This window comes from Pontibacillus marinus BH030004 = DSM 16465 (assembly GCF_000425225.1).
In the GTDB taxonomy this organism is placed as follows: Bacteria; Bacillota; Bacilli; order Bacillales; family BH030062; genus Pontibacillus; species Pontibacillus marinus.
In genome coordinates this window covers 229748-256058 of sequence record NZ_AULJ01000001.1, presented here as the reverse complement: position 1 = coordinate 256058, position 26311 = coordinate 229748, and the positions used below count along the sequence as shown (strand labels likewise).

20 protein-coding genes and 1 riboswitch are annotated in these 26311 nt (G+C 38.1%); of the genes, 6 read left to right on the top strand and 14 right to left on the bottom strand.

The window, feature by feature from the left end:
• Nucleotides 1-9: 9 nt before the first annotated feature.
• The 6 genes from H514_RS0101230 to H514_RS0101205 form a co-directional block, all read right to left on the bottom strand.
• Nucleotides 10-771, bottom strand: coding sequence for a 3-oxoacyl-ACP reductase (locus H514_RS0101230; RefSeq protein ID WP_027445312.1), 762 nt, complete (start codon nt 769-771; stop codon nt 10-12).
• Between the two features lie 92 nt (nt 772-863).
• A riboswitch (TPP riboswitch) is annotated at nt 864-974 on the bottom strand.
• An 86-nt stretch (nt 975-1060) separates the two neighbouring features.
• Nucleotides 1061-2896, bottom strand: coding sequence for a sensor domain-containing diguanylate cyclase (locus H514_RS0101225; protein ID WP_027445311.1), 1836 nt, complete (start codon nt 2894-2896; stop codon nt 1061-1063).
• A gap of 351 nt (nt 2897-3247) precedes the next feature.
• Nucleotides 3248-4708, bottom strand: coding sequence for a CoA-acylating methylmalonate-semialdehyde dehydrogenase (locus tag H514_RS0101220; protein WP_036841440.1), 1461 nt, complete (start codon nt 4706-4708; stop codon nt 3248-3250).
• A gap of 60 nt (nt 4709-4768) precedes the next feature.
• Entirely contained in the window at nt 4769-6130 is a 1362-nt protein-coding gene (locus H514_RS0101215) for a GntP family permease (RefSeq protein WP_027445309.1), read from the bottom strand.
• A 9-nt stretch (nt 6131-6139) separates the two neighbouring features.
• Nucleotides 6140-7345 (bottom strand): iron-containing alcohol dehydrogenase, encoded by a 1206-nt coding sequence (locus H514_RS0101210; protein ID WP_027445308.1) that lies wholly within the window; start codon nt 7343-7345, stop codon nt 6140-6142.
• Nucleotides 7346-7494: 149 nt separating this feature from the next.
• On the bottom strand, nt 7495-9297 hold the full coding sequence (locus H514_RS0101205; RefSeq protein WP_027445307.1) for a sigma-54-dependent Fis family transcriptional regulator: 1803 nt from the start codon (nt 9295-9297) through the stop codon (nt 7495-7497).
• A gap of 328 nt (nt 9298-9625) precedes the next feature.
• On the opposite strand from H514_RS0101205, the gene H514_RS0101200 reads away from it, so the two are divergent.
• Complete coding sequence (locus tag H514_RS0101200) at nt 9626-10552, top strand: prenyltransferase (protein ID WP_027445306.1); 927 nt, start codon at nt 9626-9628, stop codon at nt 10550-10552.
• Nucleotides 10553-10684: 132 nt separating this feature from the next.
• Nucleotides 10685-11680 carry an aldo/keto reductase gene (locus tag H514_RS0101195; protein ID WP_027445305.1) on the top strand — a complete coding sequence of 332 codons (996 nt, stop codon included), beginning with the start codon at nt 10685-10687 and terminating at the stop codon, nt 11678-11680.
• A gap of 186 nt (nt 11681-11866) precedes the next feature.
• Here H514_RS0101195 and H514_RS0101190 read toward each other — a convergent pair whose 3' ends face one another.
• From H514_RS0101190 to H514_RS0101150, 8 genes are all read right to left on the bottom strand, one after another.
• Nucleotides 11867-14029 (bottom strand): LysM peptidoglycan-binding domain-containing protein, encoded by a 2163-nt coding sequence (locus tag H514_RS0101190; RefSeq protein ID WP_027445304.1) that lies wholly within the window; start codon nt 14027-14029, stop codon nt 11867-11869.
• Between the two features lie 409 nt (nt 14030-14438).
• Nucleotides 14439-15212 (bottom strand): HNH endonuclease, encoded by a 774-nt coding sequence (locus H514_RS22180; RefSeq protein WP_051254957.1) that lies wholly within the window; start codon nt 15210-15212, stop codon nt 14439-14441.
• 36 nt (nt 15213-15248) lie between these two features.
• Nucleotides 15249-15737, bottom strand: a complete 489-nt coding sequence (locus tag H514_RS0101175) for a hypothetical protein (RefSeq protein WP_027445303.1) — start codon at nt 15735-15737, stop codon at nt 15249-15251.
• A 30-nt stretch (nt 15738-15767) separates the two neighbouring features.
• Nucleotides 15768-17672, bottom strand: coding sequence for a 3'-5' exonuclease (locus H514_RS0101170; RefSeq protein WP_027445302.1), 1905 nt, complete (start codon nt 17670-17672; stop codon nt 15768-15770).
• 163 nt (nt 17673-17835) lie between these two features.
• Nucleotides 17836-18228 carry a (deoxy)nucleoside triphosphate pyrophosphohydrolase gene (locus H514_RS0101165; protein WP_027445301.1) on the bottom strand — a complete coding sequence of 131 codons (393 nt, stop codon included), beginning with the start codon at nt 18226-18228 and terminating at the stop codon, nt 17836-17838.
• A gap of 9 nt (nt 18229-18237) precedes the next feature.
• Nucleotides 18238-20715: a restriction endonuclease-like protein gene (locus tag H514_RS0101160; protein WP_027445300.1), complete on the bottom strand. Its 2478-nt coding sequence runs from the start codon at nt 20713-20715 to the stop codon at nt 18238-18240.
• Nucleotides 20687-23185 carry an McrB family protein gene (locus H514_RS22175; RefSeq protein ID WP_407946812.1) on the bottom strand — a complete coding sequence of 833 codons (2499 nt, stop codon included), beginning with the start codon at nt 23183-23185 and terminating at the stop codon, nt 20687-20689. Before H514_RS22175 ends, H514_RS0101160 begins: the two co-directional genes overlap by 29 nt.
• Nucleotides 23186-23231: 46 nt before the next feature.
• A complete protein-coding gene (locus tag H514_RS0101150) occupies nt 23232-23555 on the bottom strand; it encodes a nucleoside triphosphate pyrophosphohydrolase (RefSeq protein WP_027445299.1) in 324 nt (107 codons plus the stop codon).
• Between the two features lie 189 nt (nt 23556-23744).
• Here H514_RS0101150 and H514_RS22170 point away from each other — a divergent pair, with 189 nt between their 5' ends.
• From H514_RS22170 to H514_RS0101130, 4 genes are all read left to right on the top strand, one after another.
• Nucleotides 23745-24005: a helix-turn-helix domain-containing protein gene (locus tag H514_RS22170; RefSeq protein ID WP_051254956.1), complete on the top strand. Its 261-nt coding sequence runs from the start codon at nt 23745-23747 to the stop codon at nt 24003-24005.
• Nucleotides 24006-24093: 88 nt separating this feature from the next.
• The gene (locus H514_RS23810; protein WP_027445297.1) at nt 24094-24930 is read left to right on the top strand and encodes a DnaD domain-containing protein; all 837 of its coding nucleotides are present in this window, start codon (nt 24094-24096) and stop codon (nt 24928-24930) included.
• Nucleotides 24863-25762, top strand: coding sequence for an ATP-binding protein (locus H514_RS22160; RefSeq protein WP_231566537.1), 900 nt, complete (start codon nt 24863-24865; stop codon nt 25760-25762). Before H514_RS23810 ends, H514_RS22160 begins: the two co-directional genes overlap by 68 nt.
• On the top strand, nt 25737-26213 hold the full coding sequence (locus H514_RS0101130) for a competence protein ComK (protein ID WP_051254955.1): 477 nt from the start codon (nt 25737-25739) through the stop codon (nt 26211-26213). The genes H514_RS22160 and H514_RS0101130 overlap by 26 nt, the downstream gene beginning before the upstream one ends.
• Nucleotides 26214-26311 lie beyond the last annotated feature (98 nt).

Sequence of the window (26311 nt, the reverse complement as noted above, 5' to 3'; positions counted from 1 at the left end):
CCTTATTTATTAGTCCATCACTAATCCGCCGTCTACCACCAGGTTTTGTCCTGTGACAGCTCTAGACCAAGGTGAGGCGAAAAATAGTGCGGTATCAGCTAATTCAGCTGGCGTCGTTACTTTATTTAATGGGGTTGTTGCTTCAATGATTGAGAACACTTCATCTGTGGTTGCACTACTTGCATCGGTTTGTTTTAAAAGACCACCTGAAATCATATTGACTGTAATACCATACTGGCCTAAGTCTTTTGCCATGTTACGAGTAAACCCAAGTAAGGCAGCCTTTCCAGTTGTATATTCATGATAGGCAACAACAGGGTTTTGAACCAGATTCGTTCCAATATTAATAATACGTCCGAAGTTTTGTTCCCTCATATCTTCTAAACAGGCCTGAACCGTATTCAATGCCCCCTTTACACTTCCTTCAAATTGGATCTCATACTTCTCCCAATTAACTTCATCAGCCGCTTGTTGCGCATTTGGATCGAAACGGAAATTAACCAAGGCATTGTTTACAACCGTTGTAATCGACGCTTGAAAATGGTCTTTCGCTTTTTCAACCATTTCTTTTACCTGTTCTTCGTTCCTTATATCTGCCTGAAGAGCCACGGCATTTTCTCCAAGTTCCTCGACCAATTGTTCAGCCTTCTCCTTACTTTTTACATAGTTTACAACCACGTTAGCTCCTTCTTTTGAAAAAGTCTTTGCTATCTCTGCCCCTAAACCTCTACTTGCTCCAGTAATAAGAACGGTTTGATTACGTATTTTCATTTCCTTATACCTCCATGTTCTAGGGGGCCATTTTTAGATCATGACGAATAGAAAATAAAAAAACTAGGCTCCATCTGGACCTAGTTGTAGTGTATATATGTACACTACTTCCCTCCGCTGGCATAATCCAGATCAGGTCCTGAGGGTCAAAAGGTCAATTTCCTTTTTCTCAGCCTGAGATACAGGCTCCCCTAGTAGAATTTAAATAAATTATTGATTTGATTTTCATTATAGAACTTCATCTTCTGAAGAATCAAGAAAGAACTCTTTTAGGCGGACCCAATTTTCGTTATTGATCATGCATTGTGTAAATGGAGACTTTATTCTTCCCATCATTTTTAGAATAATAGAGTGCTTCATCAGCTTTTTTTATCAAATCTCTATGGTTATGAGATCGAGTCGCAAGGGATGAGGCTACTCCCACACTAACCGTAACGACAGGTTTTGTTTTAGACGTTACGTGTTCAATACCTAGATTCATTACCTGAATTCGAGTTTCTTCGGCTATTTCCGCTATTTCTTTTTTACTGTTGTTGGTCGTTAAGCCGATAAATTCCTCTCCCCCCATTCTAGCGAGGGTTCCACCATAACCTTGAATCGTCTTCCCTAATTGTTTACCAACTTGTTCAAGTGTGTCATCACCTTGCTGATGACCATAGGTATCATTGTATGCTTTAAAGTGATCAATATCGAAATAATAAATCGCCACTAGTCTGTTTGTTTCTAGTGATCGATTCCATTCTTCTAGAAATATTTCATCGAAAAATCTTCGGTTAGGAAGTTTAGTTAATTGATCCTGATAAGACATTTCTTTTAGAGTTTCATTCATTCGTTGTAATTCCGCTTTTGATTCTTGGAGAGATTTAGTACGTTGATCGATCTTTTCTTCTAGCTGAGCGTTTAGTTTAGTCAATTCATTGGAATATTTTTCGGCATTGTAAAAAGCTTTTGAAAAGCTTTTAGCAATGATATAGGACTGAGAAAAGATAAACACAAATAACCCCATGCCAGATAAGTTCACAGATTGTATCATTTGATTAACCATTAGAACATCATTGATCACAGTTGCAGCAAAGAAAATGGAACAAATGAATACAATTATTGAGCTATCACGCTTGTTTCTAACAGCTTTAAATACAGCAAACAGCAAGTAGAGTAATGTTATGATTGTGATGATTTGATAAGCTAAGGTGGTGTGGGTGAATATATAAGGAGATGTAAAAAGTACAACAAGAACAAAAACCGCACCTATACTTGTTAAAACTTTGCAAAATCTAGGATGAACCTCCTCAGGATACAATAGGTGAAAAAACCAAGTGAACAGTGGTAATACAATGTAAAACGTTAAATACTCTATTCGAATGATCATGGCCCACGGAAGGTGAGGAAGAAACTCTAAAATAAGATGTTCACCAATCACCATTATTCTAGCGCTTATGAACAGACAAGTAATCCCGAAAAGCAGTGCCTTCCGTTCTTTCTTTCGATTAATAAATAAGACAATATGATAAAGACCTGCTAAAATGAGACTTCCAAATAAGAAGGATTCGAAAATTAGTTTTCTATTCGAGGTAGTGAGAATTTGAGATTCTGTTCCAAGTGTTAAACTCTCCCACATCCCCCCTTCTCGATAGTGAAAGTTAGAGATCAATACATGAATATCCACTGTAGAACGGCTTGCTTCAAAGAAAACCTCCTGAGGCTTGCTTGAAGGCTTCTCCAACTTTTTGCTTATTCCTGGTTGCCCATTTACTAAGAAAACCTTATTATTCACCCATAATTTATAGGCAGTGGACAAAGATGGTATTTTTAAGCCGTACCTTTGCCCTTTCTCAAGGCCAGTTATGGATAAGTGATACAATCCATACCCCATAGGATGAAATGAATCGCTCGTATTCCAAGTAGCAGGAACCTTCAAAAGCTCAGGGGACTCAGAAATATGAGATGGATCTGTTACATTCCAATAAAACTCCCATTCGCCATTTAATAGAAGCTTTCCATCCTGTTCTATATCCCATGAATGTAAAGCAAGCTTTCCATTTGTAATTTCAGGTGCATCAACTGAATTACAACCTTGCATAACCAGTAATAGAATAAAGAATGTTATGTATTTAAGTACTCTCATGGGATCGACCCATCCTTATGAAGAAATGATTTACACTCATTAAAACATAATTTTTTTCGAAAAAGTGAAAAAACCGAAAAAAAATCGTATGAAAAATGAAACTTTTTTCCTAATTAGATGAGGTATTATTCATCGATTTCGGTGTCTCCTTGGGTAAAAACTCCAATGAAAGTCTTCTGATAGCAACGGGGAGGAAAAATGAGACATTTCATCATTAACAACAAAATTGCAAAAGTAATGCCGTACCACTTTAAAAGTGATACGGCATATACTATTTCTGCTTATTTAGAGCTAATCAATAGACTGAAAAAATTCAATTTGTTGTGCAGTTTTTATGTTTACTTGAGTATTTTACACCCAACGACTTGTAATAACCTTCTTGCGTGTATAAAACTCTACACCGTCTTTTCCGTTAGCATGCAGATCTCCATAGAAGGAATCCTTCCAACCAGAGAATGGGAAGAAGGCCATCGGTGCTGGTACACCAATATTCACTCCTAGCATACCCGCTTCAATGGTTTCACGGAATTGGCGTACACTACCTCCATCTCGAGTGAAAATGCAAGATCCATTTGCGAAAGGAGATTTATTTGTAACATCAACAGCTTCCTCTAAGTCTCGTACTCTAACAATAGAAAGAACTGGTGCAAAAATTTCATCCTGCCAGATATTCATCTCAGTTGTTACGTTATCAAAGATCGTTGGTCCGACAAAGTATCCTTTTTCTTGTGCAGCCTCATCCTTACGTCCATCCCGGATTAAGCTAGCACCTTCTTCCTCACCTTTTTCAATATAACCAATTGTTCGTTCTTTATGTTGCTCTCGAATAACTGGACCTAAGAAAACTCCGTCATCCATACCATTACCAATCTTCACCTGATTAGATTTATTTACAAGCATATCAATAAATTCATCCGCTACAGAATCTTCTACTGCCACAACTGAAGCTGCCATACAACGCTCACCAGCAGAGCCGAATGCTGCATTTAAAATTTGAGTTGATGCATTATCAAGGTTTGCATCATTCAAAACAATAGAGTGGTTTTTCGCACCAGCTAACGCTTGAACACGCTTCAAGTTATCTGTCCCACGCTTATAAACATGCTCAGCTACAGGTTGAGATCCTACAAAGGAAATTGCTTTAACATCTTTGTGATCCAGCAAACCGTTAACAGCATCATGAGCACCATGAACGATGTTGAATACACCTTTTGGAAGCCCAGCTTCTTCTAATAATTCAGCCAGACGATTAGCTAATAATGGTGTACGTTCAGAAGGCTTCATGACAAAGGTATTCCCTGTTACGATAGCCATTGGGAACATCCAACAAGGAACCATCATTGGGAAGTTAAATGGTGTAATACCCCCTACCACTCCAATTGGATAACGATATACGCCTGATTCAAGACCTTCAGCAATAGAAGATAGTTGATCGCCCATCATGAGAGAAGGAGCACCTGCTGCAAATTCTACACATTCAATTCCACGTTGCACTTCTCCTTTTGCCTCTTTTATACTCTTACCATTTTCTAGAGTAACGATTTCTGCTAGTTCATCCCAGTGATCAACCAATAACTGCTGATATTTAAATAAGATACGAGCACGTTTCGGTACCGGTACATCCTTCCATGATTGGAAAGCTTCTTTTGCTACTTCAGCAGCATGATTGATATCCTCAAATGTAGAGATTGGAACTTCTGCAATAATCTCACCTGTTGCAGGGTTATAGACTTCTTCTGTCTTGTCTGTTTTTGCTTCAATCCATTCTCCACCTACATAGTTTCTTAACATATTTGTTTTTATCTGTGTCATGAAAATACCTCCATATTTTTAATTAATCAAGTAAAACAACGTATTAGTTAAAGCTTCCACTTAGAATATTGCATACAGCAATACAGCTAAGAACATAACCACTGTTGGTAGAACAACACTTAGGAAAAAGATCGGTTTATAAGCCCGTTTATGGGTTTCCCCACTAATAACCCTAATTGTCGTTACAACATAACCATTGTGTGGTAAAGAATCAATCCCACCTGATGCCAAGGTTGAAATACGGTGCATTTCCGCCGGATTGACGCCTTGAGCAAGGTAGATTGGTGCTAAGATTGGTAAAGCGATCCCTAATCCACCTGAAGCTGAACCTGTGATTCCGCAAATAAGCGTAACACCTATTGCTAACCCAAGTAATGGTGGCCCTGGAATGTTTACCAAACCATCTACCACACCTTGGAAGGCTGCTGTTTGAGAAGCTACACTTCCAAAACCTACAACAGCACAAGTATTCGCAAGTGCCACTAAAGCATTTTGAGTCCCAGATGCAAGTGGTTCCCAAAACTTTTCCAAAAAGTTATACATCATAACGCAAGCTAACCCAATCCCAGATCCTAATGCTAGTAATAATGCTGCAGTTGGATTCATGAAGCTTGATAGCACGTTAAGCAAAATAATCACGGTAGCTAAGGGAAGAAAGGAAACGACAACATTAGGTAATGACTTCTGATATGTCGGCTCTGGCTCTGGTTCTTCTTGTAATTCTGCCGCAAGAGATGCTGATGTTTCTTTCTTTGCTAAAGTTGAAGGATTATCTGGAAGTGAGAACTCTTCGCCGTTCTCAACAGCTTTTCTAACCATTCTGCTCAGCCACAATCCCCCTACGACCATGATTAGTAAAGCACAGAGGACTCCGATTAACCCACCTGCTGCTGGGGTCGTATTAAAATGTTCGGTGGGAATAATATTTTGAATTTCAGGTGATCCTGGTGCTGTCATAGTAAAGGAAATAGAACCGAATACCAGCGCAGCAGGGATGAACCTATGTGGTAGATTTGCAGCTTTGAATAAAGAGACTGCAATTGGATAAACAGCAAATCCAACTACAAATAAACTAACGCCTCCATACGTCATGATTGCCGCTGCAGCTACTACAGCAAATATCGCTCGTTTAGCTCCTAACGTATTTTTAATCCAGTTTGCGATACTTTCAGCAGATTTTGTTTCTTGCATGATTTTTCCGAATATCGCTCCAAGCAAGAATACTAGAAACCATGATGCAAAATAATCCGTAAAACCATTCATATAGTTTTCCATCATTGCAGTTTGTAAACTCAAACCACCTGTAAGCGCTACCACAATAGAACTGATAAGAGCAGCAATAATAATATTAATGCCTTTCATTGTTAGATAAATTAAAAGAGCAAGAGAAACAATTAACCCTATCGTACCTATGGCGTCCATAATATCCTCCTATACCTCCACTATTCTTTCACTATCATTTGAAAAATCATAATCGTAACAAACTTGATAGAGCTTCTCAATTTCGCTATGAGACGGCACTCTAGGATTATTACCTGGACTTCCACTCTCAATAGCATCTTCCGCCATTTTGGTGACAGCGTTTTCAAATTCTTTCTGATCAATGCCCCATCCTAGTAAATTCGGAATATTTAACTTCAGGCAAAGTTCTCTTACTGAAGAGACAGCAATATCAGCAGCTTTTTCATCAGATTGGTTCTTCGCTTTTGGATCAAAAATTCTACCTAAGTCCGCTAAGCGTTCAATGGCAGAATCTCTGCTATATTCTAATACAGCAGGTAATAACATCGCATTTGAAAAGCCATGTGGTACATGAAAGAGAGCGCCAATAGGTCTAGACATTCCGTGTACGAGACATACTGAAGAATTGGAAAAAGCCCACCCAGCTTGCAATGCACCTAACGACATATTCTCTTTTGCTGTAATATTTTCACTATCTTCATAAGCTTCCATAATGTTATTAACGATTAAATCCATAGCAGACAAGGCCATCATATCTGTCATAGGATGTGCCCGTTTCGATAAATAAGCTTCGATAGCATGGCTTAATGCATCAACCCCTGTCGCTGCTGTTACATGTTTCGGCGCCGACGTCGTTAACAGCGGATCAACAACAGCTACCTCAGGCAAAAATGTAGGTTGTTTTACCATCATTTTTACGTCATTTGTAGTGTTTGTGATAACGGTTACATCTGTGGCCTCAGAACCTGTACCTGCTGTTGTAGGAATAGATAAATGAGGCACTGCAGATATAGTAGCTAGCTTTTTGTTCCCCATGTAATCACCGATATATCCACCATTTGTTGCAATAACAGCTACAGACTTAGCTGTATCAATACAACTTCCACCACCTAAGGAAATAATGATGTCGCACTGTTCTTGTTGAAATAAATCAAGTCCTTCAGCAACATAAGTGTCTGTAGGTTCAGTCCCTACGCCAAGATAAACAACACTGCTCATATTTTCTTCTGACAGTTGCTCTTGGCATTTACTTACATATCCGAGACTTTCCATCACATGATCACTTATGACTAATGCCTTTCGCCCTCTTTTGGAAGCTTCCTTTCCAACCTGGTTGAAAGCCCCTCGACCATACTCAATGGTCTGTGGAGAACGAAATATTGCTTCTCTATCCATTTGTTACTCTCCCTCCTGTTTATACCTTCACCCTTCTATATGCAAAAAATATGCCAAATTAAAACTACTGATAAATAGCAATTTTCAGTAAATAAAATGTAGATATCCTCCTACACTTCATGTACATGTGTAGGAGGATATCTACATTGTTAAAGACCATATTTTTTTAGTTTTTGATATAAGGTAGTACGATGAATCCCTAACTCTTCAGCTGTTTTAGATTTATTACCCTCATGCTTTTCTAGCGTGGATATAATGATTTCTTTCTCATGCTCTTTTTCCTCGTTCTTTACTTGAAACAGGGGAGAGATTTCTTGCTCGATGTGCACGTTCTCATAATCTTTAATTCGGTTTGATAAATGGTTAAGCTCTATCGTATTTTCTTCAACTAATACAACAAGCTGTTCAATATGATTCATTAATTCACGTATGTTTCCATACCAGGGATAGTGAACAACTGCCTTCATCGCTTCTGAAGAAACGGACTTTTTGACAGTGTTATGCTTATGACAAAAACGTTCCAAATAATAGGACATAAGAGATGGGATATCTCTCTGTCTACTACGAAGAGGCGGAATAGGAAGCTCAATTACATTTATTCGATAATAAAGGTCTTCTCTAAACTGCCCATCCCTCACCATTTGTTCTAAATCTTTGTTGGTAGCAGCAATAATGCGTGTATGGATTTTATACCTTCTCGTTCCACCCACACGCTCAAATTCCTTCTCCTGCAGAATTCGAAGTAACTTCGTTTGCATACTGAGAGGCATTTCCCCAATCTCATCTAAGAAGAGGGTGCCATTTTGAGCCATTTCAAACTTCCCTGGTTTACCACCTTTTTTAGCTCCAGTAAACGCACCTTCTTCATAACCGAATAACTCTGATTCAAAAAGCTGCTCGGGGATCGCGCCACAATTCACACTTACAAAACGCCCATTTAAAAAGGGACTTAATACATGAATACTTTGGGCAAACATTTCTTTACCGGTTCCACTCTCACCTGTTATTAAAGTAGTGACGTTCTTTTTGGCAATCTTTCTCGTAATGGACTTTAATTCAGTAGTACTTTCACTTTCCCCGATAATCTGATCCAATGATACAAGATCATTATTCCTATTTCGTTCCATACTTGAGATTGCAGAAGCCTCATCCTCTTTATAATTGTGCTGCATCCTTTCATAGATCTTATATAACTCGGTTAGACCTTCAAAAATCAGCATCCCAATAGCTCCGACAACCTGATTACCTTTCCATAATGGAATACGGTGGACCACCATAGCTTGCCCTTGTATATATTGAATCGTACCTCTCTCTGGCATTCCGGTTTTCACAGTATTATGAAGTTTTGTGTTATCAATAACATCCTGCACATTCTTCCCAATTGCATTCTCTCTATCAATCCCAATAAACCGACTATACGCATTGTTGAATTCTACAATAACGCCTTGCTCATCTACTACAGCCACACCTTCATATGCACTCTCAAGGATAATACTCAACACCTCTGCTGTATGCTCCATCTGATTGACTTCTCTTAAATAATAGGAAACGGCTTGTAAAATTTCGTACCTTGTCAAAACCCCTACCAATTGGTTAGCAGCATCCATAACCAAAAAGTACTTATAGTTCTTATCTAACAGATCAAGTATCGAATCATGATCGTACACGATAAAAAAATCCTGATTGGCCAGCCCTAATAATGAGGGTTGATCCTTGTCTCCTTGTAGCATGTACTGTAAAACATTGTTTGCTGTGATAATCCCAATCGGACTCATACCTTCTGTAACCACAATGGTATAATCCTTATCCTGATCAACCAGTTGATTAGCCGCTTCTAAAACCGGTGTATCAGCGTAGATATAGTGCGGATTGCTCATCATCCACTTTTCTATTTCTAAAAGGTGTTCTTTGTTAGTGAGTTTACCTTGGTCAGAGAAGAAGTCTTGGATCATATATGTTCTCCTTTCTAGGTTGTAAGTGGATTATAGAGATAACTCTATTTATAAGTAAACTGCCTCTTATTCATAATGTAATAAATTCTATTATGATAGATATGTAATCGTTGTCAATAAAAAGAGGGAATAGGTCCCGATGCACAAAGGTACTGTTTTACCACCAGCATCACATAACTAAAAAATGCCCTACCGCATAGAGCGTGGTAAAGCATTTTTCAGATACTATTATTGAAAAGTAAAATGATACTTTTAAGCTTAATATTCCACTCTAATGGGTATTGTGTAAGAATAAGGTATTTTCACGAAAAAAGGAGAGTATAAAATCATGTACAACCAGGCTTTATCCAAGCTTAAAGTGGGATGGCTTCTACTTCGATCTATTGCTGTCATTTCTTCAAGTGTAGCCACCATTATTTCTACTATTCTCCCTTTGTTTCTGTATTACACGACCTCAATAGACACGTTAATTTCTACTTTTTTGTTGTTGATCTTAGGTGCCTTTTTAATTCATGGAGTCCTTACACATATTTTAAATGATTACATTGATCATGAGTCAGGCACAGACCTACATAGTCCAGCAATTTTGTCTGGAGGTAGTCGTGTCATACAAACAGGCCTTATTTCTTCAGAAACCCTTTGGAAGTTAGGAAAATGGATCATTCTTATACTAAGTATGATCGTGGTTGCTTTCATCATCTTTGATTACTATAAACTTGCGATTTTGTTATCGATCGGACTATGGGGGGCTATTTCTTATTCTCTTCCCCCTTTGAGGTTAAGCTATCGTCCCTTTCTAGGTGAATGGTTATCGACATTCCCATCTGTTTTATATTTAGGATTAGCTGGAGCCTGGCTAACATTAGATCATATGCCTGAATGGGCTTTGCAGAATGCGGTCATTAATGCTCTATTTTGTATTTCGTGGGTTATGATTCATCACATTCCAGACCTCAATGCTGACAGGCAAGCCTCTCCTACTAAACAAACAAGTGTTGTTTGGGCCACTGAAAAGTTTGGGATTGCATATAGTCGTCTGCCTGCACTCCTCTATTTTGGTTTAACAGGGCTTTGTGCAATATGGTTAGGATTCGACCGCTTATGGGCGATGATCGGTTTAGTATCGATTTTACTTACAGTCCTATTTTTGATTGCAAAAATGCAAGTGAATGATGCCCATCAAGTCTCGATTTATGAAAAAATTATATTAATTCTAGCAATGGTTAATGCTGTTTGGCTTGGTATATTTATTTAATACATAGTAAAGGGGCGGTTCGCGTGTTTGATTAGATCTTCACAAACGCAGGAACCGTCCCTTTGTTAGGTTTAATCCCCCCTACTATAAGGATATATATCAATATCTTTTGAATCCAGGAGGGAGTAACCAATGAAAACATTCGAAGATGCATTAAAACATAAAATAGGCTTTGGGACAGCACCTTTGGGCAATATGTTCAGAGAAATCCCAGAGGAGGAAGCTCAGAAGACCATTCAATCTGCTTGGGATCAAGGCGTACGCTATTTTGACACCGCGCCTTTTTACGGAGCTGGTTTAGCGGAAATGCGCCTGGGAGAATTTTTATCAAACAAGAACCGTGATGACTACTTATTAAGTACAAAAGTCGGACGTTATGTAACCGATGAACATGAAGATAAAGAAGGTTTATTTCAGTATGCTCGTAACAATAAAGTGATTACGGATTACACAGAAGATGCCACGAAAAGGTCTATTGAACAAAGTCTTGAACGGCTAAAAACGGACCGATTAGACTTCGTTTTTGTCCATGATGTCTCACCTGATTTTCATGGGGATCAATGGGTTGGAAAATTTGAAGAGGCGAGAAAAGGGGCTTTTCAAGTGTTGACCCAACTACGCGAAGAAGGCGTCATCCGATCCTGGGGTCTTGGCGTAAATACAACAGAACCGATTGAAATCGCAATGGAACTCGAGGAAACAAAGCCTGACGTGTGCTTATCAGCTACACAATACACCCTTCTACAACACGAACGAGCTTTACAACGAATGATGAAAACAGCTGAAAAGAATGATGTCGATCTTGTAATAGGAAGTCCTTATAACTCTGGGGCACTTGTAGGAGGAGATCATTTTGATTATGGAAAAATTCCTCAACACATTAAGGAAAGAGTCAGTCGCTTAAATGAAATTGGCCAGAAATACAATGTTCCATTAAAAGCTGCAGGACTTCAATTCTCTACATCTCATAATGCCGTAAAATCAGTCATCCCAGGGTCAACAAGACCAGACCGAATTAAAGAGGATATCGACATGATTCAACGTGATATTCCGAAAGAATTTTGGGAGGAGTTAGTAGAGAAAGGATTTGTTTCTTCAGAAGCTCCATTGCCTGGTCATTCTAAATAGAATACTAGGTAAAATGATTAGCGCGACATGCAAAGAAAAAGAGATTTTTTTAGTCAATCAAACAAGAAAAAAGTGCTTGTCCCCTTTTGCATTAAAGCTTTGGGGGACAAGCACTTTTTAATTTTGCGCACGATTCGTATGAGTCATCAGGTGCGAATTTTCAGTTGCTGAAACAGTGCATTGTCCTTATGGCAACACAATTTGCTGGCCTGGATAAATGACCTGATCACCTGTAGCATCATTTGCTTCCAATAACATGGTTACAGTGGTTTTATGGGCTTTTGCAATTTTCCACCATGTATCTCCACTTTGAACCGTATAATAATCTCCGTCCACTGGTTTACCTTGTGGAATGATGAGTTTCTGACCGTAATATAAATACTCACTAGGGTCTAAGTCGTTAATTTGAATAAGGTTGTCTAGTGGCACATCATATTTCTGACTAATCTTCCACAGTGTATCTCCACCCTCAACCATATGAACAGTTTTTGAGGTTGGGTACTTCAGCGTTTGACCGATCATTAGATATTCATTCGTATCTAATTGATTCAACTTAATAAGCTGATCAATCGTTGTATTCAATTTACTAGCAATCTTCCATAATGTATCACCAGATTTCACGACGTATTCACCGTTCTTTTCGTCTGGATTGAATGGTATCGGTTTTTTACTAGTTGGTATCGTTAAGGTTTGACCAATTTTTAAATAATCATTTGGATCCAAGTTATTTTCTTTAACAATTTGATCCACCGTAACATCATACATTTGAGCAATTTTCCAAAGAACATCTCCGCTTTTGACCACGTAAGTGCTCGTTTCTTTTGGCTTTTCTATTTCTTTCATCCCATTTTCGTGAATATAAACTTGTTCACCAGTATTTAGTTCAACACGATAATATACACCATCATGTCGTAATATCCGGAAGGTCTTTCCTTTCTCAAAAGTGCCATATTTAACACCATGGTTTGGACCTCTATAAGCTGTAACCTTTTGAGTTGCTTCTCCCCACTTTTCAGGAATCGAGTCTACATTCAAGAGATCGACATGTTCTGGAGCAATGTATCCGACTGCCCCTTCAGATATAAGGGTCTTATATGCTTGGCGCCCCTCTACATATTCAATAATTGGGAACCTCTCCCCTTTTCGAGCACCATGGTAGTCCTGATCGTAGAATGCTGAAAAGTCCGGGTTTTCTGTGTTAATTTTTACCACTTGAGCATCTTTGGGAACTGTAACGTCAATGCCACCCTCTACTCGCAGTTCATTGTCGCTATGAAGCTCCCCTCTAGCTGGTCCTTCATCAATGTAATAAGAAACATAGTAAGGTCCATCAATGACGGAACCTCTCATGAATTCCGTACCATCCCATGCGAATGAGTGCTTCCCTTTCCCTGAGAATGTTCCTAGCCTTTTTATATGAACATTTGCACCGTTTTCAATCCAAGCGGTAACGTTCACATCCTCATGAAGGGTAAATGTACCCGAAATCTCATTCTTTTGATCATCATTTCGATTAATTGTGCTTTGCTCTAGAGGATGTTCTGTTAAAATTTCTTTTAAACGATCTTGCGGAATGTCATGATCTCCATTTTCAACAGCCAAAACACTGAAGTTATCCCTGCTATATGATTCAACTGGAGCATCACCATACGTTAAGTCTTTTGCTTTTATGGTGATCGTGTACTTTCCATTTGGAACGATACGCCCTTCGTTATCTCGTCCGTTCCATTCAAATTCTCCTGTTCCATCTTTTACTGTAAAGAACCCACTTTCAAAATATGTCTGTCCATCCTTGTTTCGTTTAATAACAACTTTAGCTTTAGCTGGACGACTCGCATTAAACTTGATCGTGGTAAGAGGTTCTGTTTGCTTATATTTTGGTGAGATCGGCTGAGGACTCGCCATAATATCGTAGATAAGCGATGAAGACGTTTGCGTATCTGCTACTTGAAACGTTCCTAAAGAATAGCCGTGCATTTGATTTAATGCTTCATCTTGTAGATATAACTTTAGTGAATACTCACCTTCAGGTAGAGGTTTACTTTCAGATGAATTCCACGGTGCCTTTTTGACATGATGATCTGTTTTGAATTCATTCGAAAGGTGAAATTTTGTTTCAACTCCATTTCCAATAACCTTTATGTAACCACGGGTTGGTTCATTCGTTTCCAAGTTAATGGTTAAAGCCCCTGGTGCACCCCCACCTTTAAACGCAACCACTTGAGGTGTAACGCTTTGAGACACAAGTTGTGGTGGCTTATTATCTTGTTCAGCCTGTACTGGTGTAATTGAACCAGAAAGAATAAATAGGGTGATAAGTAAAATAAATCCTATCCTTTGAGAAATCATACTTCTCCTCCTTTTTTTGTCATAACCCCATTGTAAAAACTAGTCCATTTACAGTACAATGCAATCTTATTTCCATGAGAGGGAGTGTTTTCCTCAGGGTATAATACAGGGGCGGTTCCAGCGTTTGTGAAATTATAAACAAACATGAGTACCCTCCCCATATTTGCATAGCATTCACATATCTAACCAGCTACACCCCAAGAATATCCAGACATTAACAGATCCAATTGTTTTCAATTTTTCCGTAGAATAATCATATAAAAGGCAGGTGAAAAATGTTTTCACCTGCCTTAACTATTCTAATTTATTTTTATGGCCTTTCATCATAACAATCTATTTACGAAATTTCTCCTTTATCGGTATATCATCAGGCACTCATTTTTTAATAAACCCTCATCCCGCTGAACACCTACGTTTCTGTTAAAGAAGCTCGTTTTTCTATATATTCTTTCTGAGGCCAAAGCCATGTTTTTTCAGGCAATCGAATTTTCCTCCCAGAAAGCTTCGACTTATATCGGGCTACACCAATCGTATAATCCTCATTCACCTTAAAAATATCATGATCAAACAGCTTATGATGATTGCTACATAACAAAATTCCGTTACGAATATCTAGCTTTTCTTCATCTTGAGCATAATGCCAAGGAATAATATGAGCTGCTTCTAAAGCTTCTTCTACCTTAAAATTACAAAAAGCGCACTTACCATCATACACTTCTAATAATGCTTGTCGAAAAATGCTTTGAGCTACACCTCTAACCTTCACTCTTTCATATACATCCTTCGCCTTTTCAACATCGAATAATTCTTTATACAAAGCTTCTTGGGTTATATCTGGTTCTGCATAAATGAAAGGATTAGGGTAATTGCTCCAATTATAATGAAAAACTAGATTCTGCCCCTCTTCCAGATTATCCGTATCCCACGCAATAAACCCTTGGCCTACTTTACCTTCTTGATTAACCACGATGCTTGTTAAAGGAGGTAGCTTTTGAGCCAAGCAATAATCTTGTATAGGATCTAAAAAATAACGGCAAGCACGATGATGAACACCAATCGCATCCGCCAGTGCTTTATATGTAACAGTCATACCTTGATGAGCATACTCAATCATGACATTCCAAGCTTTGTATGCCCTATACTCATGGTTCGGCTTTTTTGTTTCCATTTCTACATTACTCAAAAAATCACCCTAACAATTTATTATGGAATATGACACTTATCTCAAATGCTCTAGAATCTGCAAAACTCTTAGAAAAGGATTCCCAAGATCATTCGTGTTTTCAGAAGCCAACTGTTTCATTTCCTCGACACATGCAGTGTAATCCTGATTGATAACCAACTCGAGTGAATCGATCTCTTCTAAATGCTCAGTCATATAACCAACTGGAACATAAGGAGACCAAAACATATACACTTTCTTAGGAAAATTCTCCAACATCATTTCAGCATATTCCTTTTGAACTTCATGTTTTTGTTTGATCTTTTCGACTGTCTGTTGATTATTCCCATACATTAACCCTCTTATATGAGTGGTAACTTCACACAAATAGGCAATATTATTCTTTAAATCTAGTCCAACCACATCGAGTTCTGATAATCCTCTTAATCCCCCACCAGGAATCCGAACATTGTAGTCGACAAAGTCACATCCTTTGATGCTCTTTAGGTAGGCTCCTACTATGTATTCTCCTATGTCTGTTTGCATTGAATTCTCCTTAATTCCTTGTCTTCAATTCTATTTAGTCATCTCTTCACTTTCACCAATCTGTTTCCGTTTCTCCACAACCTCATCAAAATACTCCGTAAACTTCGACTCACCAGAATAAGAAATCGTCAAATACTCAATAGCACGCGTCATCCCAATATACATCAGGGCCACTTCACGGTTCTCATCTTCTTCAAGTGCAAATGGCATATTATCAGCATTCACCATAAATACAGCTTGGAAGTCCATGCCCTTACTGCTATCAATGGTCGAGATCTTCGCTGTTCCATCTTCTTTTTTATAGAGTCTTTTTGTCTCTTGATTCTCGGTAATCCACGTAAAAGGAATGTCCATTTCTTCAAAAATTCGTTTAATCGTGCCGATGACATCCACTTTATAGGTTCTCTTTACTCGGTATAGGACGAGCATTTCTTCATAGGGTACTTTCTTCTGTTCATGGAGTTTTTTCATGGTGAAGGCTACTTTTCGGACTTCTTCTGTCCAGCTTGTGGCTTGGATGATGGCAGGGTCAGGGCCTTTTCGTCTTGTACTTTGAGGTGGGATAATTTCTTGGCCTTCTAAATCTCCTGCTACGACTTTGCTTGTCTCTGAAAACGTTTGGAAGAATTCCCAAGCAAACTTGATGATCTGAGCTGTGTTGCGATAATTGATTTGCAGAATCTTGGATCGTCCTCTGAAATCTAACCCCGTATCCTGAACATAACTTCTTTTACGGCGATAAATATTTTGGGCGCGATCTTCTACCAACAACATTGAATATGTATCTTCGTTTAATAATAGACTCACTAGCCTTAGCCAATCAGGGGCAAAATCTTGTCCCTCATCGATCATGACAGCATCATATTTTGGTAGAATCGTCTCCCCTTTTTCCAGCTTTTCTAGCAAGGCTGGCAGATCTTTCTCGGAGGTTTTAAGGTCATGTCTTAGCCATTCGTGAAAATTACGAACGGTGATGCCATCCATTGCATTTCGATTTTCTTCAGCTGCTTCAAAAAGGTCAGCCGGGTCTTCCATCTTGGTGCGGACCATAGACTCAATGGATCGGGACAACGAGACGTTATAGCAGAGAATTAATATGTTCCAATCAGGATGCTCTTGTTTAATTATTCGAGCGCGGCTTGCCAAAATTAGCGTCTTCCCGCTTCCAGCAACACCTCGGATCAAACGGTTCTTATCGCCTAATTGTTTTGCCAGCTTTTCCTGATGAATATCCATCGTCTTCAAATCATGCAAGGAAAGCAAAAGCTGATCACGATATGGAGAAGGTTGTTTATACTCTCTGCTAATTCGAACTTCCGGGAATAAGTGATAGCGAATCGCATTGATTTCCCTCGGCTGCAAAGGCTCCTTTAAGCGAAAAGGAATCTTAAACATATTCAGTAGCTTCTCCACTAAATTGTCCTCGGAGAATTCCTCTTTATCTGGATCCATTTCTTCTCTTGTTAACACAAACATGGGATCAATCACTTCATATAAATCAGAACGTAAGCATTGTTCCTGGGATAAGCGTGTAAACACCGTGCCATATCCACAAGGAAACTTCAGCTTGGATTGATACTTCCCCTCATGATGGATGAGGTTAATATCCTTCTTCAATTTATCTTGGATCGTAAACATATATTCCATAGCCTGCTTTAAAGGCGACTTCACCTTTTGCATTCCATTACTAGATGTATTAATCAACCATTCATCCACATTAAATTGATGCAACGTGTTCATGGTATAATCCTTCACTTCTAACACAAGCAAACCCAAGTATGGCCCAATAATCACAAAATCAGGACGCTTCCCATCAATCTCAGGCTCATAGTAAACAATATAATCGTCATCCAAATGATTCTTTAACGTATGAAAAAGGATACGCTCACCAGCAGTTGCCGAACTACGTATGGTTTCAGGTACAGTTTGCGCCATATTCCCACCTCTTTTGTCGATACATGCATTGTTATTGGTTATTTTAGCATAAATTGGTTATAAAGTAGGGAATTACAATAAAATGGTATAAAAGTTATCAGTCAATCGAATTAGCTAATATAAAAGACTTCCACATATTTTAATGTAGAAGTCCTTTTCGTTATCATTTATTAAGTAACATTTCCGTTATGGGAACATCAGCCGGCACCCATTTTAAAGATTCCAAGTTTTCACGAGCCATCCAAATCACCTTTGAATGCTCATTTGTTTTAGGGTTTCCTTCAGTCAATTTAGCTTTTATAGCTATTAACTGAATTGTGTACTTTTCATACTCATGCACATTTTCACAAAACACTTCAGATGTTGCAATTTTACAAGAAAGTTCCTCATTAATCTCCCGCTCCAAAGCAGTATGAATATCTTCACCAGGTTCAACTTTGCCGCCAGGAAACTCCCACCTGTTGGGAGAAGACATTTCAGGAGTTCGTAAAGCGCATAGTATTTCACCATTTTCATTTTCTATAATAGCCGCAACAACTTTCACCATTTTCTTCATAAAGTCCTCCTAACCTAGCTGCTTAGACAATTCTCTAAATACAGTATTGGGCTGTCTTATAAAAGATTCTATTGAGAATACTTCACTATGTTCAGGAAAATTCACCTTAACCTCATCACCAATCAATTCAAAAATGATCTGTTTATCCTTAGAAGTCATAGTCTTTATAGAAGAAGCACCATCTAATTGGGAGTGATCTAACTCCACCTTAATTTGTTTTGAAAAACGACGTAACATCTTCCACATTTGCTTGTGGGCATCCGTTTTCATAAATAATTCTGGTAACTCATTAGCATCTTTAAGGTTAGATAATGTAGTCATGATAGAGTTCGAAATACCATAATTCACTGGTTTTACCGCTTGTTTCAGAGACTTCCAGATATCCAACTGAAACTCCACAATCATATTCCCATTAGACTCTTTTATATCCACTTGACCTACGCTAGCATATTGATAAATACCGCCTTGTTTACCAAATACTTGCTTAGGCTTATAGATCGCAATATATTGCGCTTGATGCCAATCTTTCTTCAGGTCTTGCTGAGCTACCTGCAGCGTTTTCGTTTTAATAGCTTCTTCTAACTCCTCTTCAGACCCTACTTTTACTACTAGCACTTTTTCCTCTAATGATGATGTCCACTCTTCTAAAGCACCACGTGGCAACATACCTTCTTCTTGTAATTGTTCAGGAGTACTTTCAATTAACCGATCGATAAACCGCTCCACTAGAGAAGTACTTTTTGGCAAAAATGGAAAACCACCGATATTGACTTCGTTGATACTCTGATAAAATTTGTGTGCTTCATATTCATGCTCTTCATTCCACGGGAACAACACATAAGCTCCAAATGCATAACGTTCATAGGGGCCATTACTTTGAACCACTAATGCATCTCTGTAACGGTGCATGGTATTAATATCCTCTTCCATCGGACCAGTCGTACCATATTCTCGTTTATAGTAACTGCCATCAGCAGCAAAATCAATTCGATACTTGGCATCAAAAACGTAATGGTAATGATGCTTCTTTCCCTTCTTTTCTATACTAAGCATGGAGTCTGGTTTCTGCGCTACAGTTGGTAATGGTCGATCTAGTTTTTGAAAGTGAAGTGTAATCCTTTCATCCGTTTGAGGATGTTGGAAAACTCTCTTGGCTGTCGCAGATTCCTTCAATTTCACAAATAGTCCTTGCCGGTTCACCTGTATAATATCTTGGCTAACTGATTTATACTTTGTGCTTAAAATACTCCCCAACTTCAAAAAGGTCCAGTATTCATATAAAGTGGCTACATCTTTCAGTGACATTTTCGATAACTCACCATGGAGGACAAGTCCACGAGACACAATTAAATAGGTTTGGTAAGCTTCCCTATATCCTGGTGCCATCTGCATGACTAAACTCATTACAGAGCGATCAAGCTTACCGATTTGACGCCAAAAAGTAGATCCCAGCTTTTTTTCTAATTGGCTCTTCATCTTAAATACCTGCTGGGTTATTTCACTATCAAACTCTTTTTGATAAGGATGCTTTCTATCTGTAAGTAATGAATAAAGACTATGCAGCTTATGAATAATCCGCTGCATCATCCATTTTACAAACCTATTTTCAAGCGTATTATAAGATAACTGTTTGTGAACGTTTAACCCATGAGCAGGCATCATGGGTGTCCCATTAACAGGAATACCATTGTCGACCTTATGAAATAAATGAGGTCTCTTTCTCAAATGCCTTCTTCCAGTTGAATCTTGCTTTCGTAATTGATCACCTCTCACCTTACGATACTCTTTCTTTAGTTCATGATGTGGTTGGGATTCAATTTGTGAAAGCGAGCGCATAAATTGGTCAAAATAATCACTAAACAAGCGATAAAATTCTGACCAGGAAGACTCTGAGGTTAACGTGGATTTCGTTCCTACATAGGTTTTCTTAATAAAATGATAAGCTAAATTATAAACCTCTTGATTAACCTCTTCTAACAGCTTATGATAGTCTTCCTTGTATGAAAGTTTTGAAGGAAAAACCTCCATTGTAACCTCTAACAGTTCATTTTCACCTTCTAAAATGGAGAAAGTGGAATAACCCACTTCATTCGTAAACGTGAGGTTTCCCATTAATAGTTCATTTGAAGGCATTTGTACTCGAGTCACCGCTTTACGTAATGAAGGGTGCTCATTATAAAACTGAAGCTTCTCATCATTTTTAGGAGAAACAATGATTTGATAGACTCCATTTTCAAAGAAGATTGGAGCAAAAGACTCCCCTTCCATTAACTGCTCTTCTTGAACGTCATAAACTTTAGTAGTGAGGACAGATTCCCCACGGGCTACAAAGTACATCTTTTCTTCAGGGTTAATATGCTTGTACTGCTTTAAACTCTCATATCTGTGATGATACGGTTTTCCTTTGATCACAAGGGTGAATTTCTCCGTATCAATTTCGACTAGATTACGGTCGACATTATCCCATCCAGAATGACGTGAATCCATCAACCTCACCTCGTTGCAGCATCTCATACACTTTTCGAGCACTCTTCTTAAAACGTGCTCTTTCTAATACATCCTCTTTTTGTTCATACGTCATATCCTCTTCATAAACATGATTAGTACAGAACTCGAAGACATTTTTGAGCACATCAAATGCTTGCCCATGACTTGCCGTTAACCTAGGAAGGATTTTCTGCAAAATTTGATAGTCTAGTGCTTCGTTCACACTTAATAAATATCGACTATAAATTAAATAAAAGCAGACTTCATCCCTAACACGATATCCAACATGCGCTTGTAAGGGTTCAAGGATTTTATTAAGTTGGACTAATTCATTTGTTACTTCTCTAATTAGGTCCTCATGTTTAGCAAATGCATCTTTTAAGTTCAAATATTGCGGAGTCATCCGATCATTTGGAAGTTCTATCATCTCAAGCGACCCACTTGTATCAATAAACCCAAAATGATCTAGGTGAACATCATTAAACTCAATCGTATTCGCACGATCCAGAACCTTTTTACTAAATGGATGAGTTGTTTCGTCCATGTTGACTGTACCTACAATATATAAATTTGGAGGGATAGTTAGCCTTTTACCAGACTGTTCCTCAGGCAAAATAAGAGATGTCTTAATTTCTCCGTCTCTCCACTTTCTACTTTCAATAACACTTAAAAAGTCACTAAAATAGTACTCTACCCGAGCTAAATTCATTTCATCTAATACGACAAAATAAGGCTTTCCTTTATCTTCATGAGCTCTTTCGATCACTTGAGTTAAAGGACCTGTTTGAAACTCACCCTTAATATCTACATAACCCAGAAGATCTGAGCTGTCACTCCAATCAGGTCTAACAGGAATTAAGGAAAAACGGTTATTGTCTTCATTAGCACCAATACTTTCAGCAAATAACTCCATTACCTTAGTCTTACCGGTACCCGATATTCCAGATAGGATGACAAATGGTTTGGTGCGAAGAGATAGAAATAAGTTTTTCACATCTTCCTTTTTATAAAAGAACCCTTTCCCTTCAATATAAGAATGGATATGGTCAATAACCTTCTCCTCAGACCAGCCTTCCACTTCTATTGCTTGATCTTCATATTCCACCTGACTTTTAGAAGCTGTGTAGTATTGGTAGATGTCTAACATAGCTTCAAGATCCTGTTGTAGCATAAATTCAGAAGGTAGGTTGTCCTTTTCATATTCTATGTATAATGCAGTGGATTCCACATACCCTTTTGCTTTATCGCCATTTCCTAGATAGATATTGTTGTCTTTCCTTATTGGTGAAGAAGTATAATATTTATCTGTATTAATGGTTTGGCGGATATCCTCACGTATTTCTTCTATTTTATGTTTTGGCGTATTGGTTATACCTTGTGCAAAAGATAAGTACACCTTCTCCATATCCTCACTAAATAAATACACTAGATAATATCCCTCTTGTGTACTAGCCGTTACGCTTTTATCTAATATGGAAATCCAAGGAACTTGAGCCCAGTTTCCTTGACCAACTGAACCTTTTACATTGTATTGATTTCGGTCCACAAAACCTAAGGACTTTATGATTTCAGGTGCTTGTCCACGTACATATTGCCCTAACGGATTTTCTTTAAAAAATGAATTTCTCTCTGTTATGTATTCCGATAATACTTTTTCAAGCAATGTCCGAAGCTCACCTTCACTAGTTACATTTAGTTGTTCATCCACTAAGCCCACACCTTTTAGATAATATATAAGATTTGTAGTTCGCTTTTTTGCAACTGACTCTTTCATGAGATTCTCTCCACGTGAGTTACGTACGATTGTCATGGCTAGTTCTACTAATACCTGTTTCTTTTCCCTTACAGAATATCCGTTCATACGATCTAAAAACTCTAACACAATCGCAAAGTAAGGATGTTTGTTTATTTGTTTGACTAACGTTTGGTTGCTAGAGCTTTTATACTGCTGGATGATGGATTCATTCATTTCGTTGGATTCACTTAAAAATCCAAGCATTCTTAAATCCTGTCTAGCATTTGTCTTAAATTGATATTCGTTTCCTTCTAACTGCTGATTTAATTGAGTCGGATCATACTGCCCATCGATCACTTCATCTAGAAATTTCATAGTCTTATGAAACTGCTCATATGGTAGTTGATCTGTTTTAAACTCCTCGATATATAAAGTTTTAGTAGACCTATCAAACCTTACGAATGGTAATTGATTCAGTAACGCTAAAATAAATGAAGATCGAAATTGAAAGGAAAGGTCTTCTTTTTGAATACTCCGGTTATCTAAAAGGTACGTTAGTTCTGTTTCTACCGCTTCTATAGGAATCTTTTCAGTCCCTATACTATTATCTGTTTTAACGTGAAAATGCTCTTGATCTACAGCAGTTATCTGATTAGCCTTTCCATTTATTAGTGTATGTACTTTAATAATGTTCTTTAAATAGTTTAAGAGGAAATGTTTGAGCAAATATATCACCATACCTTTTTGAATATAAGTTTTGCTATTTATATACTTATAGCCATTAATCTTCAACTTCTACTAAAAATACTTTATTGTTAAAAGCCCCTCGCTTTTCCGCCTTCTCTTTACGAACCTTTTCTACTTCATCTATCGAGGAACCATGCTTCTCCGCTAAAGCTTTCATGAGTTCCAAAATATCTGCTAATTCCTCTATAGCATCTTGACCCTCTATAGCTTCTCTATATTCATCTACTTCTTCTTGCAGCTTCTTTTGTAATTCATTTATGTACTCTTTTTCTGATAGAACTTCTATTTTATAACCTTTACCACTCTGTTCAATAATGTTCGGAATTAAATCTCGAACTAATTTGTTATAAGTAGGCATAAAATTATCACCTTTCAATCAGCTTTTCTTAAGTATATCAATCTTGCCATTTTATAACAAAAACTCTTATCTATCTGAATAATTCTCCAAAAAAAATAAAAAAACCACGAAATAAGTCCACCTGGACGTTCCCATAATCTCCAATCACCAAGATAATCAAACTATCAACGTTTAAAAGGAGATTATATAGTGGAAGATAAAGAGGTTTTGTTCGCTCAGCTTCTAGGTAAACACTTAAAAATGCAACGAGAAGAACAGAATTTAAGTAGAGATAAATTAAGTGAACTCGCTGATCTTGATTATAATAACATCGGAAAAATAGAACGCGGAGAAAAGAAAGATCCATATTCCAGCACGCTATTTAAAATTTATAGTTCAAAGTGTATTAGCATTGATAAATTATTTTCTAACGTATTACAAGAACTTGAGACATATAAAAATAATGAATAAGCCCCACCATTTCCTACCTCAATATTCACCCTCTTATTCTTACATTTTATTAATCCCTTCAATCTACCCCCACACAAGGAGTGTTCCCATGAACTACTTAAAAGAAATCAACCTATTCTATGGTCAGCAAGAGCTAGATGACCTCTCACCCTCAGCCATATCCTTATGGCATGCGTTAATGTTTATCAACAGCAGGAAAGGATGGCCCGAGACTTTTTCTGTCCCTCTTCAAGTTCTTCAATCCAAATCTGGTCTAACAAAACGTTCCCTTTGTAAAGCACGCACAGAACTTGCCGAACTCGATTATATAACCGTCCAGTCAAGAAAAGGCAGGCAATCTGCCGTGTATCAACTACATAGTTTCACAAAACAAACAGAAACTCCTCAACAGGGTATGCCTTCGAACGTAACTCATTTAAATAGCTCCATAAAAGACTCAAATATGCACCACAAACAAACCACCGAGAACCCTCCTACACCCTCGAGTAAACAAACACCTATAACAAAAAAGACCCAAAACAAGAACCACAACAAGACCCACAAAGTGGACCACAATAGAGCCCCATGTAGTATACAAAAAACAAAACAGAAAGAGAAAAAGAATCTATTATGTACGTACTACAATCAATACCTTAAACGAACCCCTTCACAAAATGAATTACAATATCTTCACCAGTATGTTCATAGTTTTGAAATGAAGTTATTGGCTTATGCCTTAAAACTCACTGGTGATCGCCACAAACCTTTTTCATATACAAAAGGAATTCTTTCAAACTGGCATAAGCAAGGGATTACAACCTATGACGCAGCTATCCAGCATCAAGAAAACTATTATTCCAATAAAGGAGGGGACAAACATGAATTCAGTCACGGAAGGAATGAAGAACGTCCTGAGCAGACTTCCCATATCAAGTTCTACAGATAAACCTGATCCTGTGTACTGCACTAACTGTGGAACTGAGAGGAAACAGATATTAAAGGAAATTCCACTAATCGGGGAGCGATGGGTTGTTTGTGCTTGCTCATGTAGAATACAAGAGCTTAAAAGACAGGAAGAAGAACAAAAACGCGTGAAAAAACAAAAGCGGATTGAACGCATGATGAAACTCAGCAGCACAAATCGTGAATTACGAACGATGACATTTGAGAACTACATGCAACGTGAAGGAGGTGAAAAAGCGTATGAAGAAGTACAGGATGCTGTTAAAGGGTTTGAAGAGAGGGAAAACTTAGGGCTAATGATTTTCGGAGAAACAGGAAACGGAAAAACTCATTTAACCGCAGCCGGAGCAAATCTATTAATCGACCAAGGATATTCCGTTATCTTTCTAACAGAAAAAGACCTCTTCAGTCGTTTACGTGAAACCAAGCGTTTCAGTAATCACGAATCGTTTACCGACATCATGAAAGCTTGCCTTGATGCAGACTTACTCATCTGGGATGACTTCTTAAGTAGTCAAAAATTCTCCCCTGAAGAAAAAGACTGGGTCTTCCAGATCGTCAATGGACGTGAACGAGCCAACCGTCCAATTTGGATGACATCAAACCTATCCCCAAAAGAATTTGAAGATCCACGAACCGCTTACCGACTAGATGAAAAAGGCAGAACCTGGTGGCGCCTCATCGTCAACATGAATTGCATGTACAATAGAGCCACAAACTACAGAGCTGTTATGGCAATGGAACGAATGAAAGAGATGAACCATCCCCAAAATGGAAAGGAAAATGAACATGACTCAAACGAATTATCAACTTAGCCACACCACTATGGCAATCCTCCCAGTTTCCGATGAAGTCTATCGAGCAAAAATTTTAGATAGTGAGCAAGGAGAGATTTACGTAAAGGAAAAACCACTAACGATCATTGAAAATGGTTGTTTAGAAGGTGGAGCCACATACACAGGTAGGCGCCAAGCTATGGTAAAACAACTAGGATTCAACCAAAAATCTCCTATCCCTATCCTCCCCCACCTAAATCTATTCGCTTTTCCTACTGTTTCACCTTCTCAATTTTCATGCATTTGGATTTTTCCTAAACATATCAAATCAAAGAAGGCCCACGGTAAACATGTGCAGGTTGCCTTTTATAATAACGAAAAACTTATGTTACCTATCTCGACTTATACATTGATTCGTCAAGTTAACCGTACTTCACATTGTATGACACGGTTTTCACCTTGGGTGGATGATATATTGGTACGCATGTGAAACTGACCAGACTAATTTACATTTCTTTATCCGTGATGTGTATATTAACAAGGAATTTTCTATCTGTTTATCTAATTAAAGTATTAGGGAGGGAATTA

Excerpts from the sequence above, each read along its gene's own strand:
- H514_RS0101230 (WP_027445312.1), bottom strand. The coding sequence starts at position 771 with ATGAAAATACGTAATCAAACCGTTCTTATTACTGGAGCAAGTAGAGGT.
- H514_RS0101225 (WP_027445311.1), bottom strand. The coding sequence starts at position 2,896 with ATGAGAGTACTTAAATACATAACATTCTTTATTCTATTACTGGTTATG.
- H514_RS0101220 (WP_036841440.1), bottom strand. The coding sequence starts at position 4,708 with ATGACACAGATAAAAACAAATATGTTAAGAAACTATGTAGGTGGAGAA.
- H514_RS0101215 (WP_027445309.1), bottom strand. The coding sequence starts at position 6,130 with ATGGACGCCATAGGTACGATAGGGTTAATTGTTTCTCTTGCTCTTTTA.
- H514_RS0101210 (WP_027445308.1), bottom strand. The coding sequence starts at position 7,345 with ATGGATAGAGAAGCAATATTTCGTTCTCCACAGACCATTGAGTATGGT.
- H514_RS0101205 (WP_027445307.1), bottom strand. The coding sequence starts at position 9,297 with ATGATCCAAGACTTCTTCTCTGACCAAGGTAAACTCACTAACAAAGAA.
- H514_RS0101200 (WP_027445306.1), top strand. The coding sequence starts at position 9,626 with ATGTACAACCAGGCTTTATCCAAGCTTAAAGTGGGATGGCTTCTACTT.
- H514_RS0101195 (WP_027445305.1), top strand. The coding sequence starts at position 10,685 with ATGAAAACATTCGAAGATGCATTAAAACATAAAATAGGCTTTGGGACA.
- H514_RS0101190 (WP_027445304.1), bottom strand. The coding sequence starts at position 14,029 with ATGATTTCTCAAAGGATAGGATTTATTTTACTTATCACCCTATTTATT.
- H514_RS0101175 (WP_027445303.1), bottom strand. The coding sequence starts at position 15,737 with ATGCAAACAGACATAGGAGAATACATAGTAGGAGCCTACCTAAAGAGC.
- H514_RS0101170 (WP_027445302.1), bottom strand. The coding sequence starts at position 17,672 with ATGGCGCAAACTGTACCTGAAACCATACGTAGTTCGGCAACTGCTGGT.
- H514_RS0101165 (WP_027445301.1), bottom strand. The coding sequence starts at position 18,228 with ATGAAGAAAATGGTGAAAGTTGTTGCGGCTATTATAGAAAATGAAAAT.
- H514_RS0101160 (WP_027445300.1), bottom strand. The coding sequence starts at position 20,715 with ATGGATTCACGTCATTCTGGATGGGATAATGTCGACCGTAATCTAGTC.
- H514_RS0101150 (WP_027445299.1), bottom strand. The coding sequence starts at position 23,555 with ATGCCTACTTATAACAAATTAGTTCGAGATTTAATTCCGAACATTATT.
- H514_RS23810 (WP_027445297.1), top strand. The coding sequence starts at position 24,094 with ATGAACTACTTAAAAGAAATCAACCTATTCTATGGTCAGCAAGAGCTA.
- H514_RS22160 (WP_231566537.1), top strand. The coding sequence starts at position 24,863 with ATGAATTCAGTCACGGAAGGAATGAAGAACGTCCTGAGCAGACTTCCC.
- H514_RS0101130 (WP_051254955.1), top strand. The coding sequence starts at position 25,737 with ATGACTCAAACGAATTATCAACTTAGCCACACCACTATGGCAATCCTC.